This is a genomic window from Allobosea sp. 05T439 (assembly GCF_056396005.1).
Genome location: NZ_JBFTKP010000005.1, coordinates 76,020 through 90,873 on the forward strand (window position 1 = coordinate 76,020; position 14,854 = coordinate 90,873).

General features: G+C 66.2%; 17 protein-coding genes. 8 read left to right on the forward strand and 9 right to left on the reverse strand.

Annotated features, from left to right (window positions below; genetic code table 11):
- Nucleotides 1-51: 51 nt before the first annotated feature.
- Entirely contained in the window at nucleotides 52-942 is an 891-nt protein-coding gene (gene mutM, locus AC1DIO_RS07405; RefSeq protein WP_441504983.1) for a bifunctional DNA-formamidopyrimidine glycosylase/DNA-(apurinic or apyrimidinic site) lyase, read from the reverse strand.
- 112 nt (nucleotides 943-1,054) lie between these two features.
- Here mutM and ubiE point away from each other — a divergent pair, with 112 nt between their 5' ends.
- On the forward strand, nucleotides 1,055-1,816 hold the full coding sequence (gene ubiE / locus AC1DIO_RS07410; RefSeq protein WP_441504984.1) for a bifunctional demethylmenaquinone methyltransferase/2-methoxy-6-polyprenyl-1,4-benzoquinol methylase UbiE: 762 nt from the start codon (nucleotides 1,055-1,057) through the stop codon (nucleotides 1,814-1,816).
- Between the two features lie 16 nt (nucleotides 1,817-1,832).
- Nucleotides 1,833-3,389 (forward strand): 2-polyprenylphenol 6-hydroxylase, encoded by a 1,557-nt coding sequence (gene ubiB, locus AC1DIO_RS07415; protein ID WP_441490550.1) that lies wholly within the window; start codon nucleotides 1,833-1,835, stop codon nucleotides 3,387-3,389.
- Nucleotides 3,390-3,395: 6 nt separating this feature from the next.
- On the opposite strand, the gene AC1DIO_RS07420 is transcribed toward ubiB, so the two are convergent.
- The 6 genes from AC1DIO_RS07420 to AC1DIO_RS07445 all read right to left on the reverse strand — a co-directional run bounded on the left by AC1DIO_RS07420 (nucleotide 3,396) and on the right by AC1DIO_RS07445 (nucleotide 7,075).
- Complete coding sequence (locus AC1DIO_RS07420) at nucleotides 3,396-4,589, reverse strand: serine hydrolase domain-containing protein (RefSeq protein WP_441504985.1); 1,194 nt, start codon at nucleotides 4,587-4,589, stop codon at nucleotides 3,396-3,398.
- On the reverse strand, nucleotides 4,586-5,002 hold the full coding sequence (locus AC1DIO_RS07425) for a VOC family protein (RefSeq protein WP_441504986.1): 417 nt from the start codon (nucleotides 5,000-5,002) through the stop codon (nucleotides 4,586-4,588). The genes AC1DIO_RS07420 and AC1DIO_RS07425 overlap by 4 nt, the downstream gene beginning before the upstream one ends.
- 55 nt (nucleotides 5,003-5,057) lie before the next feature.
- Nucleotides 5,058-5,534: a DUF1579 domain-containing protein gene (locus tag AC1DIO_RS07430; RefSeq protein WP_476767502.1), complete on the reverse strand. Its 477-nt coding sequence runs from the start codon at nucleotides 5,532-5,534 to the stop codon at nucleotides 5,058-5,060.
- A gap of 45 nt (nucleotides 5,535-5,579) precedes the next feature.
- Nucleotides 5,580-6,119 carry an SRPBCC family protein gene (locus tag AC1DIO_RS07435; RefSeq protein ID WP_441504988.1) on the reverse strand — a complete coding sequence of 180 codons (540 nt, stop codon included), beginning with the start codon at nucleotides 6,117-6,119 and terminating at the stop codon, nucleotides 5,580-5,582.
- A gap of 42 nt (nucleotides 6,120-6,161) precedes the next feature.
- The gene (locus AC1DIO_RS07440) at nucleotides 6,162-6,584 is read right to left on the reverse strand and encodes a DoxX family protein (RefSeq protein ID WP_113517055.1); all 423 of its coding nucleotides are present in this window, start codon (nucleotides 6,582-6,584) and stop codon (nucleotides 6,162-6,164) included.
- A 110-nt stretch (nucleotides 6,585-6,694) separates the two neighbouring features.
- Entirely contained in the window at nucleotides 6,695-7,075 is a 381-nt protein-coding gene (locus AC1DIO_RS07445; RefSeq protein WP_441504989.1) for an ArsR/SmtB family transcription factor, read from the reverse strand.
- Nucleotides 7,076-7,235: 160 nt separating this feature from the next.
- Between AC1DIO_RS07445 and AC1DIO_RS07450 the strand changes: the two genes are divergently transcribed.
- The 6 genes from AC1DIO_RS07450 to AC1DIO_RS07475 all read left to right on the forward strand — a co-directional run bounded on the left by AC1DIO_RS07450 (nucleotide 7,236) and on the right by AC1DIO_RS07475 (nucleotide 12,514).
- On the forward strand, nucleotides 7,236-8,690 hold the full coding sequence (locus AC1DIO_RS07450) for an AMP nucleosidase (RefSeq protein ID WP_441504990.1): 1,455 nt from the start codon (nucleotides 7,236-7,238) through the stop codon (nucleotides 8,688-8,690).
- Nucleotides 8,691-8,769: 79 nt separating this feature from the next.
- Entirely contained in the window at nucleotides 8,770-10,056 is a 1,287-nt protein-coding gene (locus AC1DIO_RS07455; protein ID WP_441504991.1) for a phosphopantothenoylcysteine decarboxylase domain-containing protein, read from the forward strand.
- Between the two features lie 5 nt (nucleotides 10,057-10,061).
- Entirely contained in the window at nucleotides 10,062-10,547 is a 486-nt protein-coding gene (dut, locus tag AC1DIO_RS07460) for a dUTP diphosphatase (RefSeq protein WP_441504992.1), read from the forward strand.
- Nucleotides 10,544-10,993, forward strand: a complete 450-nt coding sequence (locus AC1DIO_RS07465; protein ID WP_113516840.1) for an RrF2 family transcriptional regulator — start codon at nucleotides 10,544-10,546, stop codon at nucleotides 10,991-10,993. Before dut ends, AC1DIO_RS07465 begins: the two co-directional genes overlap by 4 nt.
- Nucleotides 10,994-11,078: 85 nt before the next feature.
- Nucleotides 11,079-12,065 carry a cysteine synthase A gene (gene cysK / locus AC1DIO_RS07470; protein WP_441504993.1) on the forward strand — a complete coding sequence of 329 codons (987 nt, stop codon included), beginning with the start codon at nucleotides 11,079-11,081 and terminating at the stop codon, nucleotides 12,063-12,065.
- Complete coding sequence (locus AC1DIO_RS07475) at nucleotides 12,062-12,514, forward strand: GNAT family N-acetyltransferase (RefSeq protein WP_441504994.1); 453 nt, start codon at nucleotides 12,062-12,064, stop codon at nucleotides 12,512-12,514. The genes cysK and AC1DIO_RS07475 overlap by 4 nt, the downstream gene beginning before the upstream one ends.
- 111 nt (nucleotides 12,515-12,625) lie before the next feature.
- Here AC1DIO_RS07475 and AC1DIO_RS07480 read toward each other — a convergent pair whose 3' ends face one another.
- On the reverse strand, nucleotides 12,626-13,495 hold the full coding sequence (locus tag AC1DIO_RS07480; protein ID WP_441504995.1) for a VOC family protein: 870 nt from the start codon (nucleotides 13,493-13,495) through the stop codon (nucleotides 12,626-12,628).
- A 123-nt stretch (nucleotides 13,496-13,618) separates the two neighbouring features.
- Nucleotides 13,619-14,854: an NAD(P)/FAD-dependent oxidoreductase gene (locus AC1DIO_RS07485; protein ID WP_441504996.1), complete on the reverse strand. Its 1,236-nt coding sequence runs from the start codon at nucleotides 14,852-14,854 to the stop codon at nucleotides 13,619-13,621.

Genomic DNA, 14,854 nt, shown 5'->3' on the forward strand with positions numbered 1-14,854 from the left:
ACCCTGCGGAAGCCGTGCCGCCGACACCGCTCCGCGCGATATGACGTTGGCTCAGCGCTTCGGTTGGCAGCGCTCGCAATAGAAAGTCGAGCGGCCGGACTGGACGAGCCGCTTCACCAGGCCGCCGCAGCCGGGCGTGACACATTGGTCGCCCTCGCGGTCATAGACCTTGAAGCGGTGCTGGAAATAACCGAGCGAGCCGTCGGCATGGGCGAAATCGCGCAAGGTCGAGCCGCCAGCGGCCACCGCCTCCTCGAGAACCTCGCGAATAATCTGTGCGAGCGCATGGGCTGCCTCGCGGGGCCGACCGGTTGGCGTCGTGATCGTACCGGCCGCCGCTTCCGGATGAAGCCCCGCCCGGAACAGCGCCTCGCAGACATAGATATTCCCAAGGCCTGCCACGAGCCGCTGGTCGAGCAGCGCCGCCTTCAGCGGCGCGAGCTTGCCGGCAAAGAGCTTTGCCAGGACTTCGCCGGAGAGCTCGTTGCCGAGAGGTTCGATTCCCATTCCCGCGAAATGCTTCGAGCTCTCCAGCTCGGCCCGCGGCAGGAGATCCATGAAGCCGAAGCGACGGACATCGTTATAGGTGACGCGCGCTCCCGATCCGAGATGGAAGACGACATGATCGTGCTGCAGGTGCCGGCCGATCTCGTTGTAATAGGCGCCAGGTTCGGTGGGTGGCGTGCCCGGCGCCTCGACCACGAAGCGGCCGCTCATGCCGAGATGCATGATCAGCGCCTCGCCATCATCGAGATCGGCGATCAGGTACTTGGCGCGGCGCGACAGGCCCTCGACCCGCCGCCCGGTCAGGCGCTCGACGAAATGCTCAGGCAATGGAAAGCGCAGATCAGGCCGGCGCTGCTCGACCCGGGCCAGCACCTGGCCGAGCATGGCGGGCTCCAGCCCACGGCGGACGGTTTCGACCTCGGGAAGCTCGGGCATTGCACTTCGCTCTTCAGCATGCGTCGAGACGGGCCGCGACAAGGCTCGCTCGTTTCGCTATTCATCCGGCTCTAGTTACCGCCTCACCAGAACACAAGCTCCGGGCCAAGCCGTGACAGCAGCCTCCGATACCACCCATTTCGGCTTCGAGACCGTGCCGCTCGCCGAGAAACAGGCCAAGGTCGACGACGTCTTCCACAAGGTCGCCGGCCGCTACGACCTGATGAACGACCTGATGTCGGCGGGCCTGCACCGGCTCTGGAAGGATGCCCTTATCTCGACGCTGAAGCCGCCGCGCGACCGGGCTTTCCACCATCTCGACGTGGCCGGCGGCACAGGCGATGTCGCCTTCCAGGTCCTGGAAGCCGGCGGCCCGGCAACCGATGTGACGGTGCTCGACATCAATGGCGAGATGCTGAGCGTCGGGCGCGAACGCGCGCAGAAGCGCTTTCCAGGCGATGGCCGCATCCGCTTCGTCCAGGGCAATGCCGAGGAGCTCAGCCTGCCGGACAACAGTTTCGACGCCTATACGATCGCCTTCGGCATTCGCAACGTGCCACGCATCGACAAGGCGCTGACGGAGGCGCATCGCGTCCTGAAGCGCGGCGGGCGCTTCCTTTGCCTCGAATTCAGCCATGTCGACGTGCCGGTGCTCGACAAGATCTACGAGACCTATTCCTTCAACCTGATCCCACCGATGGGCAGGCTCGTGACGGGAGATGCGGAGCCCTATCGCTATCTGGTCGAATCGATCCGCAAATTCCCGAAACCACAGGTTTTCGCCGACATGATCGCAGCAGCCGGCTTCCGGCGGGCGCGCTTCACGCCCATGACCGGTGGGGTCGTGGCACTGCATTCCGGCTGGAAGCTGTGACGGCCCGCCTTCCAGCATGATCTCCTCAATCGCCCATTTCACCCGCATGGCGCGGGTTGGTTTCGTTCTGGCTCGCGAAGGCGCGCTCGCGCTGGTGGATCCGTCGGTTCTGCCGCCCGCGGCACGTGCGCTGATCAGGGTCGGCCGGCTGATCGAACGCCGGGGCGCCGGCTCCTCGGCCACGCGCCTTGCCGCTGCGATGACCCGGCTTGGTCCGTCCTATGTCAAGTTCGGCCAGTTTCTGGCGACGCGGCCAGATGTGGTCGGGATGAAGATCGCCGAAGACCTGTCGGCGCTTCAGGACAGGATGGCGCCGTTCCCGATGGAGCAGGCCCGCGCCGCGATCGAAGCCGCGCATGGCGAGCCGGTCGAGGCGCTGTTCTCCGAATTCGGCGAGCCCGTCGCGGCCGCCTCGATCGCCCAGGTCCATCGCGCACGGCTGAAGGATGGCTCGGAGGTCGCGGTCAAGGTGCTTCGGCCCGGCATCCGTGACCGTTTCAACCGCGACCTGGCGGCGATGCGCTTCGGCGCCGAACTCGCCGAGAGCCGCTCGCACGAGGCGCGCCGCCTGCGCTTCTCCGGCGTGGTCGAGACGCTGGCGCGCTCCGTCACCATGGAAATGGACCTTCGCCTCGAGGCTGCAGCGCTCTCGGAATTCGCCGAGAACACCAGGGACGATGCCGATTTCCGCGTCCCGAAGCCGGACTGGCAGCTGACGGCGCGCGAGGTGCTCGTCGACGAATGGATCGACGGCATTCGCCTCTCCGATGTCGAAGCGCTGCGTACTGCCGGCCATGACCTCGTGGCGCTCGGCCGCACCGTCATCCAGTCCTTCCTGAAGCACGCGATCCGCGACGGCTTCTTCCATGCCGATATGCATCCGGGGAACCTGTTCGTCGATGCGCAGGGCCGGCTGGTTGCAGTCGATGGCGGCATCATGGGCCGGCTCGGCCTCAAGGAACGGCGGTTCCTCGCCGAAATCCTGCTCGGCTTCATCACGCGCGACTACGCCCGCGTGGCCCGGGTCCATTTCGAGGCCGGCTATGTTCCGGCCCATCACGATGTCGCTGACTTCGCCCAGGCGATCCGGGCCGTCGGCGAGCCGATCCATGACCGGCGTGCCGACGAGATCTCGATGGCGAAGGTTCTGACCCTTCTCTTCGAGATCACCGGGCTGTTCGATATGGCGACCCGGACCGAACTCGTCATGCTGCAGAAGACCATGGTCGTGGTCGAAGGTGTAGCGCGCTCGCTCGATCCGCAGCTCGATATGTGGAAGACGGCCGAGCCGGTGGTGCGCGAGTGGATCACCCGCAATCTCGGCCCTCTCGGCAAGATCGAGGAAGTCAGCCGAGGCGCCCAGTCCATGCTCTCGACGCTCGCCAGCCTTCCTGAAACGGCCGCTCGGGCCGAGCGTGTGCTGGGCCAACTCGAGGACGCCTCGCGCCAGGGCTTTGTCCTGGACGAACGCAGCATCCAGGAGATTGGCCGGGCCGAAGCCCGGCGCAACCGCTGGGGCAACTGGGCATTGTGGCTGATCGCGGGCCTGCTGGCCTACAGCATCTTCAGCTGACGCCCCTCAGCCGGCGACCGCCCGATAGGCCAGGACCTGGAATTCCTGGCCGAGGGCGGCGTCTTCCGGACCCTGCATCAGTCTCTGGCTCAGGAAGACCGTGACGAGGTTCCGATGCGGGTCGATATTGAGACTGGTGCCGAACCCGCCTTCCCAGCCATAGCGCCCGGGAACCGCCGAGATCGGATCGGGCTGCGTCGCGATCCCAAGACCGAAGCCCCAGCCCGTGCTCTCCCAGAAGCCCGGGAAGAACGGTGAAACCGCCTTCTGCTCCGGCGTGATCTGATCTTGCGTCATCTGCTCGACCATCCCTGGCGAGAGGATGCCCTGCCCGCCGTATTGCCCGCGCGCCAGGAGCACGCGCGCAAATCTCAGGACATCGTCGGCCGTCGAGACAAGCTCGCAGGGAAAGGCGGGCGCGCGGGCAAACGCGCTTCCGGCGCCGCGATCGAACAGGACGAGCCGGCCCGCGTCCGAATCGAGACGATAGGCGCTGGCCAGTCGTCCGGCCTGGCCCGCCGGCACGCTGAAGCCGGTATCGACCATGCCCAGCGGTCGAAACAGACGTTCCTGCATGAGATCATCAAGCGGCTTGCCGGAAACCCTGGCCAAGAGCACCGAGAGCACGTCGAAGCCGGTATGATACATCCAGACGTCCCCGGGTTGGTGGATCAACGGCAGGGAGCCGAGCCGTTTCATCCAGGCGTCGGGCGACATCTCGGGGCTCATTGGACCGGGCGCGACGCCGGCATCGGCCATTGCCTGCTGGATCGGGTAACGGCCCGGCGGCGCCATGATCGCGCCGATGCCGAGCCTGAGCGTCAGCAGATCGCGCAACGTGATTGATCGGCGGGCCGGCACGGTGTCGTCGAGCGGGCCAGCGATGCTGCGCAGGACCCGGCGGTCCGCCAGCTCCGGCAACCAAGGCTCGACGGCGTCATCGAGCCCGATCGCTCCATCCTCGACGAGCGACAGAGCCACCACCGCCAGCATCGGCTTGGTCATCGAGGCGATGCGGACGATCGCATCGCGACGCATCGGCGCAGCACTGTCGAAATCGGCCAGGCCGAAGGTCTCGACATGCACGTCATCCGCCCGGGCGATCAGCGTGACGATCCCGGCGACGGCACCGCGCGTGACATGGCCGCGCATCGCGGCGGCCGTGTCGGCGAGGGCCTTTTCGGAGAAGCCAGCGCTCATCCGTTCTTGAACTCGGCATTGACCATCCAATGCGTGCCGAAGCGGTCGGTCAGCATGCCGAAGCTCTTGGACCAGAAGGTCTCCCCGATCGGCATCTGGATCTGGCCGCCCTCCGAGAGCCCCTTGAAGATGCGCTCGGCCTCGGCGACCTCCTTAACCATGACGTTGACATAGACGCTGCGCATCGGGCCGCTGCTGCGGTCCGGCGGCGCATCGGACGCCATCAGCATCTGGCCGTCGAGCTCCAGGCAGGCATGGATGATCTTCTTGCGCCATTCCGGCGAGACGTCGTTCTCCGCCGGCGTGCCTTCATGGCTCATCATCGCGGTGATCTTGCCGCCAAGCACCTTCTGGTAGGTCGTGAACGCTTCTTCGCAATTGCCGTTGAACATCAGATAAGTCGAGAGCTTCATTGGGCTGTTCCCTTGAGAAATGGCCGGTCGCGCCGGCCTTGGATGGCTTGGTGGATCAGATTCTCTGGTAGCGAGCTCTCATGAACTCGCTCCAGTTGCCATCGGCACCGAGAACCTTCGAATAGAACAACCGCTCGGTCGGGCTGCCGATCTCGATGATGTCCCGATATTTCGACGTCGTGCCATCGCCGGAGAAGCTGGGCCCTTCGGATTCGAGCGTCAGGATCTTGCCGCTGTCGTCGAGAGAACCTTCATAGGTCCAGATCATCGCCATCATCGAGCCCAGCCAGGTTCCGACGAAACGGCCCTTTTGGGGGTCAAAGCCGAGCGTGATCTGCATGGTCGCGGGATTTCCGTCGGGCAGCTCGCTCTTGCTCTCCCCGACGATCCAGAGATCGCCGATGGAGCGAACGGTCTCCGAGCCCTTGAAGATCTCCTCCGGCTTGTCGGGCGAGCAGTTCGATTCATAAGCCCAGTTGCCGACGAGCTGCTGAAGCCAGCGATGTTCGTCCTGCGGTTCGACAGTCTGCATGGGTATAGCCTCCTCCTTGCTGGTTCTTCGGGAACTGAGATGGGTCTAGCGCTCGGCCGCCACTTGCAGATTGGCGAGTCCGGTCTCGAAATCGCGCCCGACCATGCGATCGACGTTGAAGAAGACATGCATGATCCGGGTGAGGAACGGCGCTGGGCCGGTCATGGTCCAGATCACCTCGGTGGCGCCGCCGCGAGGCTCGAGCGCGAATGTGACGTCGTTATGAGCCTCGAAGGGCTTGATGAAATCGAGCCTCAATCCAACCTTGCGGGGAGCCGAGGCCTCGACGATCTCCATGCGGCCCTGCCCGACATTCTTGTCGCCGTCCCAGGCATAGACCGCACCGAGGCCGCTTTCCGCGCCGCTGAAGCTGCGCTTCATCGCCGGGTCCTTCTTCTCCCAGGGCGACCAGTCACCCCAGCTCCGGACCCCGTTGATCAGCGGAAAGACGTGCTCCGGCGGTGCGTTGATGGCGAGCGAACGCTGGACGCGAAAGCTGTCGGGCTTCATCGCGGCCAGGACGAGCACGACGACGATGGCGAGGGCGAGAATGGCGACAATGGCCCAAAGAAGGGTGCTGAGCACGGAACGCTCCTGTGACGGATCGAGAGGGAGTGGCGAAAGCTGCTAGGCGCTTCGCAGCGGGATGAGTGCGCGCAGCCTCGGATCGCGCAGGTAGAGTCCGCCCCAGGCCATGAGGCCGAGATAGAGCCCAAAGAAGAGGTGGCTGAAGAGCGGGCTGCCGACGCGCAGATGCGTCGCCATGGCGCCGCCAAGCAGCCCCGTAAGCAGCACGGCGCCAAGAATGGATGTGCGGGGATAGGCATAGAGCAGCGCAATGATCAGCGTCATGGCGCCGAGCCCCCGGGCCAGCTCATTGCTTCCCGAATATCCCAGCTGCTGCAGGGTATCGTTGACCACCTGCAGGGGCGCCAGCTTGATACCGCCGTCGAACAGCAGGAACGCGACGACGACACCGCTCAGCACCCGTCCCGTCCAGAGCTTGGCTCTTGGCTCTGCGAAGGCGGGCTCGGTAATCGATAGAGACATGATGCTCTCCAAAGTTGTTTGATTGGGATCTAAGATCTCATTGCGAGCAGACAAGACCGCCTGGCGAGCAGGCAAAACCGCCTGGATTCCGGGGCGATGACGGGCCGCGATCATTGTCCGTCCGTCCCCTTCGAAGGCGGGCTCAACGACAGCGCCGCATTCTGGTCCTCAGTCCTCAGCTCCAGAATCATGCTCTCCAGCCTGTCCAGGCTCCGGTCCCAGAAGACCCGGTAGTGCTCGAGCCAGGCAGCCACATCGCGCAGCGGGCCGGGATCGAGCCGGCAGGGCCGCCACTGCGCCTCGCGGCCACGGGAGATCAGGCCGGCCTTCTCGAGCACCTTCAGATGTTTCGAGACGGCCGGGAGGCTCATCGCGAAAGGTTCCGCCAACTCCTTGACCGAGGTTTCCCCCAGCGCGAGGCGCGCCAGGATGGCCCGCCGGGTGGGATCGGCGAGGGCAGAGAGCGTGGCGCTGAGGTGGTCCGGCGACATCAACTAAACCGATCGGTTAATTAACTGACCGGTTTACTAATGCACCAAAGCCGTAACGTCAAGCGCCCGTTGCGAGACCGCTGAACGCCCGGCCTGCCGACCATCGGCCGGTGCGATGCCGGTTGTTGTCAGGAGCGCCCGCAGCCGGCTAGAGTCAGCCATGAGCTTCGAGATCGCCGCCACGCCGCATGACGCCATCAACCGGTTGGAGGCGCTTTATGCCGAAGCGAAGGACGCGCTCCGCGCCGATCTCCAACGCTTCTTCGATACGAGACAGCCGCCGACGCCGGAGGAGCGCGCCCGCTATCGCTACCCGATGCTGCGCGTCACCTATGAGCCGTCGAAGCTGCCCGCAGCGACACGCCGCGGCTTCGCCAAATTTGCGGCGCCCGGCATCTACTCGACCACGGTGACCCAGCCGGCCGAGTTCCGGACCTATCTGCTCGACCAGCTCGACCCCCTGGTGACGGAATACGGCGCCACCATCGAGACGGGCATCAGCACCCAGGAAATTCCCTACCCCTATGCAATCGAGGGCGGCGACGAACTGGGCGGCGGCCGGATCTCGCCCGCGGAGCTTGCGCGGCATTTCCCGACGCCGCTGCTCTCGCTGGTCGGCGACGAGATCGCCGACGGCACCTTCGAGATCATCGAGGGCGAGCCACGCCCGCTCTCGCTCTTCGATGCGGTGCGCGTCGATTATTCGCTGCGGCGGCTGGTCCACTATACCGGCACCGACTGGCGGATGGTGCAGCCCTGGGTGCTGCTGACCAACTACCATCGCTATGTCGACCAGTTCGTGCGGCTGGCATTGGCCGAGATCGAGGCCGGCACCGCCGAGGCGCTCGTCGCGCCGGGCGGGATCCGGATCGACCGCGAAGGCATCGATGTCAGCGCCGCCGAGCGCGTGATGTCCGCGCCCTGGCATCGCTTCCAGATGCCGGCTTATCACCTCATCCGCGCTGGAGGCGAAGGCGTCACGCTGGTCAATATCGGCGTCGGCCCGTCCAATGCGAAGAACATCACCGACCATCTCGCGGTGCTCAGGCCGAATTGCTGGTTGATGGTCGGCCATTGCGGTGGCCTCCGGCAGACGCAGATCATCGGCGACTACGTGCTGGCCCACGCCTATCTCCGCCAGGACGGCATCCTGGATGACCATGTGCCGCCGGACATTCCGATTCCGGCGCTCGCCGAGGTCCAGGTCGCCTTGCAGCAGGCTGCGGCCGAGGTCACTGGCGAGAAGGGCGACCGGCTGAAGCAGAGGCTGCGCACCGGTACCGTCGTGACGCAGGACGATCGCAACTGGGAGCTGCGCTGGACCAAGGAGCGCCGCCGTATCAACCTGTCGCGCGCCATCGCGGTCGACATGGAATCCGGGACCATCGCAGCACAGGGCTACCGGCTACGCGTGCCCTACGGCACCTTGCTCTGCGTCTCCGACAAGCCGCTGCATGGCGAGATCAAGCTGCCGGGCGCCGCCAACGCCTTCTATGAGCGCGCTGTCGGCGAGCACCTGAAAATTGGACTTGCAGCGCTGGAGAAGCTCAAGGAAGCCGGCAGCACGATCCATTCACGCAAGCTGCGTTCCTTCGACGAGCCGCCCTTCCGCTAGAGGCCCCTGCACGTCCGCCCCATGACAGCCGCGCCTCCGCGATGCTAGGTGAAGGGCTTCTTGCCTCGGGAGCCCGCCCTTGTCCGCATCTCGCTCCGTCCTGCTGATCATCGGCGGGGGTATCGCCGCCTACAAGGTGCTGGAGCTGATCCGGCGCCTGAAGGACCACGGCATCACCTCGCGCTGCATCCTGACCAAAGCCGGCGAAGAGTTCGTGACGCCGCTCGCCGTATCGTCGCTGGCGGGCGAACGCTGCTTCACCGATTTGTTCTCGCTGACCGACGAAGCCGATATCGGCCATATCGCGCTGTCGCGCTCGACCGATCTGGTCGTCGTCGCTCCCGCGACCGCCGACCTGATCGCCAAGATGGCGACGGGCCTTGCCAATGACCTTGCCTCGACGGCCCTGCTCGCCACCGACAAGCGCATCCTGATCGCGCCCGCGATGAACCCGCGCATGTGGGAGCATCCGGCGACACGGCGCAACATGGCGCAGCTCGAGAAGGACGGGGTGCTCGTCGTCGGGCCGAACTCCGGTGCCATGGCCGAGCGAGGCGAGAACGGACCCGGCCGCATGGCCGAGCCTCATGAGCTGCTGGCGGCGATCGAACAGGCGCTGGCCGGCGAAACCCGGCTCTCCCCGGGTGGAACGATCGGCTTCCTCGGTCGCAGTCCGGGCGGCGCGTCCGGTGCCCCCAAGCTGCTCGCCGGCAAGCGCGTGCTCATCACCTCCGGGCCGACGCATGAACCGATCGACCCCGTGCGCTACATCGCCAACCGCTCCTCCGGAAAGCAGGGTCACGCGATCGCAGCCGCCGCCGCGGCCGCGGGCGCCAGCGTGACATTGGTGTCCGGCCCGGTCGCGATCGCCGATCCGGAGGGGGTGACCACGATCCATGTCGAATCCGCCCGCGATATGTTGGCCGCAGTCGAAGGCGCGCTGCCGGCGGATATCGCGATCTTCGCCGCCGCGGTCGCCGACTGGCGCGTTGCGGAAGAGGCGCCCGGCAAGCTCAAGAAGCAGGCCGGCGCGAGCGCGCCTGCCCTCGCCCTCGTCGAGAACCCGGACATCCTGGCGACGATCGCCGCACGCGAGATCGATCGCCCCGCCCTCGTCGTCGGCTTCGCCGCCGAGACCGACCACGTGATCGACTATGCCCGCGCCAAGCTGGCAAAGAAGGGCTGCGACCTGATCGTCGCAAACGATGTCGGCGGCACCGGAGTGATGGGCGGCGACGCCAACACCGTGCATCTCGTCACCTCCGACAATGTCGAAACCTGGCCGACCCTGCCCAAGGGCGAGGTCGCGAGCCGGTTGATTGCGCATCTGGCGCGCATGCCGCAGGCCAGCAAGACGGACCGCTGAGCGCCATGGTCACGCTTCCCATCAAGCGCCTGCCCCATGGCGCCGACCTGCCGCTGCCGGCCTATGAGAGCAGCGGCGCCGCCGGCATGGACCTCCGTGCCGCCCTGGCCGCCGATGAGCCCTGCGTTCTGGCGCCGGGCGGACGCGGTCTCATCCCGACGGGGATCGTGCTGCAATTGCCGCAGGGTTTCGAGGCGCAGGTCCGGCCGCGCTCGGGCCTCGCCTTCAAGCATGGCGTCACGGTGCTGAATTCGCCCGGCACCGTCGACAGCGACTATCGTGGGGAGATCAAGGTGATCCTGATCAATCTCGGCGCAGAAGACTTCGTGATCCGGCACGGCGACCGCATCGCCCAACTCGTGGTCGCCCCGGTCTCACAGGCGGCCTTGGTCGAGGCTGCCACACTCGACGAGACCGCGCGCGGGGACGGCGGCTTCGGCTCGACCGGCATCGCTGGGAGCAAGGCGACGGCGCAAGGTGGCGGCCAATGATGCCGCTCTCGCACCGCAGCCTCCTCGCCGTCGCCGCAGTCGTCGATATCGCGCTGCATGCTCGCCCGTCGCCCGTCGCCGCCAAATTCCTGGCTGCACGCCACGACCTGCCGCCGCGCCATCTCGAAACCATGCTGCAGGCGCTCGTGCGCGCCGGCATCCTGAAGGGCGTGCGCGGTCCGCGCGGCGGCTATGAGCTCGCTCGCGAACGCCGCCGCATCACCGCCGGCGATATCGCGCGTGCGGCCATGCAGGAAACGAGCGATGAAACCACGCCCCTGCCGCAGTCCCGCCTTATCGACGAGGTGGTCGGCCCGGCGCTGAGGCGGGCGACCGATGCCTTCCTGGCCGAGCTCGACAGCGTCACCGTCGAAGATCTCTGTCGCCAGTCCGAGCAGAAGTCGGTCTTCGGAGAGATCGCCCAGAGAGCCGATTTCACAATATAATTATGTTATTAAACTAATTATTCGACATAAGATGTGAAATACGTTAGCCCTTCCATCCTGACCATATGACGCAAGGGAGGCCGCTATGGCCGAAGCAGCACAGAAGCTCAATCCCGCACAGGACAAGGCGCCCGGTCGAGGCCGGGTCTATGAGTCGATCACCGATACGATCGGTGACACTCCGCTGGTGCGGCTGAACCGTCTCCCGGCAGAACGCGGCGTCAAGGCGACGATCCTTGCCAAGCTCGAATTCTTCAACCCGATCTCCAGCGTCAAGGATCGTATCGGCGTAAACATGGTCGATGCGCTCGAAGCCTCAGGCGTTCTGAAGCCGGGCGGCACGCTGATCGAGCCGACCTCGGGCAATACCGGCATCGCGCTCGCCTTCGTCGCTGCCGCGCGCGGCTACCGCCTGATCTTGGTCATGCCGGAGACGATGTCGCTGGAGCGTCGCAAGATGCTGGCCCTGCTCGGCGCCGAACTCGTGCTGACGCCCGGCCCGGGCGGCATGCGCGGTGCCGTGGCCAAGGCCGAAGAGCTCAAGGCCGAGATCCCGGGTGCGATCATTCCGCAGCAGTTCGAGAATCCGGCCAACCCCGAGATTCACCGCAGGACGACCGCCGAAGAGATCTGGAACGACACCAACGGCGAAATCGACATCTTCGTCTCCGGTGTCGGCACCGGCGGCACGATCACCGGTGTCGGCCAGGTGCTGAAGCCCCGCCGGCCCGGGCTGAAGGTCATCGCGGTCGAGCCTGAAGACTCCCCGGTTCTCTCCGGCGGCCAACCCGGTCCGCACAAGATCCAGGGCATCGGCGCCGGTTTCGTTCCCGGCGTGCTCGATCGCTCGGTGATCGATGAGGTGGTGACTGTCGGCAACCAGACCTCCTTCGACACGGCTCGCGCGCTGGCCCGCCTCGAAGGCATTCCGGCCGGCATCTCCTCGGGCGCGGCAGTCGCTGCCGCGCTGGAAATCGGCGCGCGTCCCGGCAACGAAGGCAAGACCATCGTCGTGATCATCCCCTCCTTCGCCGAGCGCTATATTTCGAGCGCTCTCTTCGAAGGCCTGTGATCTCCAGCGCGCTTCAGGTCGTCCGGCTCAGCGAAACGCTGCCGGACGATTTTTCTGCCCTGCAGGACGAAGCGGCGGCCGAAGGCTACCGCTTCGTCGACGGTTTGCGGGACGAGTGGCAATCCGGCCGTTATCGTGACGCCGACGAGCGGAATGCCCTGTTTGCGGTGTTTCGCGATGGGGTGCTCGCCGCGATCGGCGCGGTGACGCCGGACCCTTATGACCCAGCGCCCGACCTCCTGCGCATTCGCCATGTCTATGTCCGGCCGACCGGCCGGCGCGGAGGCGTCGGCCGCCTGCTGGCGAGCGCACTCGTGCAACAAGGGCTGTCGCTGGCGCCGAGGCTCTCGCTCAACGCTGCGGATTCCGGCGCGGCCGCTTTCTGGGAAGCCATGGGCTTCAAGCCCGATGGCGGCGGTACACGCCGCAGCCATCTGCTMACGCGCTAGGATCGAAGCCTGGATCGGCGTCCCGAAAACCGCACCCCACCTTTCGGGCCGAGGCTTTCGTGTTTGCATCGGCTTTCCCGAAAACCGCGCCCCACTTTTCGGGCCGATCCGTTAGCGACGCAGGATCAGACGGTTATTCCAGGGGTCGGCAACGGTGACGGTGCCTCCCTGATCACGACCGCCGGCAGCGATCATCCGCGTCCGCATCGCCGCGAAGGCCGGGTCGTCGGCGGCGACGAGCTCGAAGCTCGCGAGCCCCGCATCGCTGTCAGCCCGCAGGCCTGCCCCCCGGCTGCCCCAGACATTGACGGCGATATGGTGATGGTAGCCACCGGTCGCGAGGAAGCTGGCGCCGGGATAATGCACCATCACGTCAAAACCGAGCCCATCGCGGTAGAAGCCCTCGGCCTGCGCGGTGTCGCCGACGCGCAAATGAACATGCCCCATGCCCGTGCCAGTCGGCATGCCGGGATAGGCGGCTCCGTCCGACTCACGCAGGAGCAGGTCGAGATCGAGCCGATCGGTCGACATCTTGATGGCGCCGCCATCAAGTCGCGGCCATTCCGGCCGGCTGCGATCACGATAGATTTCGATGCCGTTGCCTTCCGGATCGGAGAGGTAGAGCGCCTCGCTGACGAGATGGTTCGAGGCGCCTTCCAGCGGCACTCGGGTCCTGGCCGCATGCGCCAGCCAGTTGGCGAGGTCACGGCGCGATGGCAGCAGGATCGCGAGATGGAAGAGGCCGGCGGCCGATACCGGTGCGCTCGCCCCCCCTTCGAGCCGCACCAGCGGCACGCCGTCGACACCGAGCACGGAGAGGCCGGGCTCTTCCGAGATCAGCGTCAGCCCGATCGCGTCGCGATAGAAGGCCGTCAGGCGCGGCAGATCGCGCACCCGCAAGGAGACCGCGCCAATGTGAAGGGGCGCGTCATAGGCCTCAAGCCGTACCGGTGACGAAACCTTGTCCTTAACCGTGAGCATCGCCGCCTCCGAAAATGATGCGGCCCGACGTCCGCCGCAGTCTTCAAATGGCAAGAAACCGAGCCATTGTCGCCCCTTGGCATGGCAAGACCAAGATTGCAGCCGCGCAATATCGCGGGGCCGTCAGACCGGGCTCGGCCGGTCGATCGCAAAATCAGAGAACCAGGCCTCCTCCCTGCCCTCTAGCAGGGCGCCGAGGAGACGAGACGCGAGGAAGCTGAAGGTGATGCCGTTGCCGCCATAGCCATAGGCCGCCAGCAGGCGTGGCTGGCCAGGGACCCGCCCGATCAGCGGCAACCCGTCCCCGGTCTGGCCGAAGGCCCCGGACCAGGTGTGAGCAAGCGAGAGCCGCGCAGCCGGCACAAGGGCCGCGAGCTTGCCGAGCAGCGCCTCTGTCTTCTCCGGCCCGAGACGCTCGCGCAGATCGGCGTCATCGCTCCCCTCGTCCTCGCCTCCGATGACGATGCCTCCATCGGCCGTGGTCCGGCAGTAGACATAGTCCGTCGAAGCCTCCCAGACGAGCGCACGCCGAGGCCAGAGCGCCTGTGCGGGCTGCGGCTGCGTCGCCAATGCCCAACTCGAGGCGATGCGATGCAGATCGCTCCGGACGCAATCTGGCATGACATAGCCGGTTGCCAGGACGACATGACCGGCTTCGATCGTGTGGCCAGCGCCGAGCTGGACCATGGCGGAGCGACCCTGGCCATCGAATGCCACCGCCTCGTCGCGGATAAGACGCGCGCCCCGCGCTGCCGCCACGCCGAGCAGGGCATGGCACAGGCTGAGGGGGTCTGCTTCCGCCGATCCGGGCGAGACGATGGCTGCCGCCCGGTCGAACCCGAACTCGCGCAGCAGCAGGTCATGGCCGAGCAGGGAGCCGGGCAGGCCAGCGCGCTCCCGCAGGAGATGCTCGTCCAGCAATTCACGCGCCCCGGTCTCGCCAGCTGCGAGATAGACCGTGTCACGGGGATGGAAGGCGCAGCGCAGTTGTTGGCCCAGGACCAGCTCACGAAGCCCCGCCACGGCCCGAAGGCTGCGCCGATAGATATCCGCCGCCCGTTCGAAGTCGTAGAGCGCCGAAAGCCGCCGCAAGGGCTGGTCGATCTCCCATTGCAGCATCGCAGTGCTGGCCACCGTGCTGCCGAAGCCTGGTCTTTCACGATCGACGAGCACGACCTGCCGCCCACGCGCGGTCAGATGTTCCACCAGCATCGCCCCCGTGATGCCGCCGCCGATGATCGCCACGTCGCAGCGAATATCCGCTTCGAGCGTCTCGCCTCGCGGATGTCCGGCATCTGTGCGCCAGGGGCTCGAACCGCTGCGCAGGTCGCTCTGGCGCGTGTCGTCGGGATCCAGCAT

Bases quoted from the DNA above. Each gene is read 5' to 3' on its own strand.
- AC1DIO_RS07420 (WP_441504985.1), bottom strand. From the start codon at position 4,589: ATGAGCGCTGGCTTCTCCGAAAAGGCCCTCGCCGACACGGCCGCCGCG.
- ubiB (WP_441490550.1), top strand. From the start codon at position 1,833: ATGATCTCCTCAATCGCCCATTTCACCCGCATGGCGCGGGTTGGTTTC.
- AC1DIO_RS07425 (WP_441504986.1), bottom strand. From the start codon at position 5,002: ATGAAGCTCTCGACTTATCTGATGTTCAACGGCAATTGCGAAGAAGCG.
- AC1DIO_RS07440 (WP_113517055.1), bottom strand. From the start codon at position 6,584: ATGTCTCTATCGATTACCGAGCCCGCCTTCGCAGAGCCAAGAGCCAAG.
- AC1DIO_RS07430 (WP_476767502.1), bottom strand. From the start codon at position 5,534: ATGCAGACTGTCGAACCGCAGGACGAACATCGCTGGCTTCAGCAGCTC.
- cysK (WP_441504993.1), top strand. From the start codon at position 11,079: ATGGCCGAAGCAGCACAGAAGCTCAATCCCGCACAGGACAAGGCGCCC.
- AC1DIO_RS07450 (WP_441504990.1), top strand. From the start codon at position 7,236: ATGAGCTTCGAGATCGCCGCCACGCCGCATGACGCCATCAACCGGTTG.
- AC1DIO_RS07445 (WP_441504989.1), bottom strand. From the start codon at position 7,075: ATGTCGCCGGACCACCTCAGCGCCACGCTCTCTGCCCTCGCCGATCCC.
- AC1DIO_RS07485 (WP_441504996.1), bottom strand. From the start codon at position 14,854: ATGCTGGATCCCGACGACACGCGCCAGAGCGACCTGCGCAGCGGTTCG.
- dut (WP_441504992.1), top strand. From the start codon at position 10,062: ATGGTCACGCTTCCCATCAAGCGCCTGCCCCATGGCGCCGACCTGCCG.
- AC1DIO_RS07480 (WP_441504995.1), bottom strand. From the start codon at position 13,495: ATGCTCACGGTTAAGGACAAGGTTTCGTCACCGGTACGGCTTGAGGCC.
- AC1DIO_RS07465 (WP_113516840.1), top strand. From the start codon at position 10,544: ATGATGCCGCTCTCGCACCGCAGCCTCCTCGCCGTCGCCGCAGTCGTC.
- mutM (WP_441504983.1), bottom strand. From the start codon at position 942: ATGCCCGAGCTTCCCGAGGTCGAAACCGTCCGCCGTGGGCTGGAGCCC.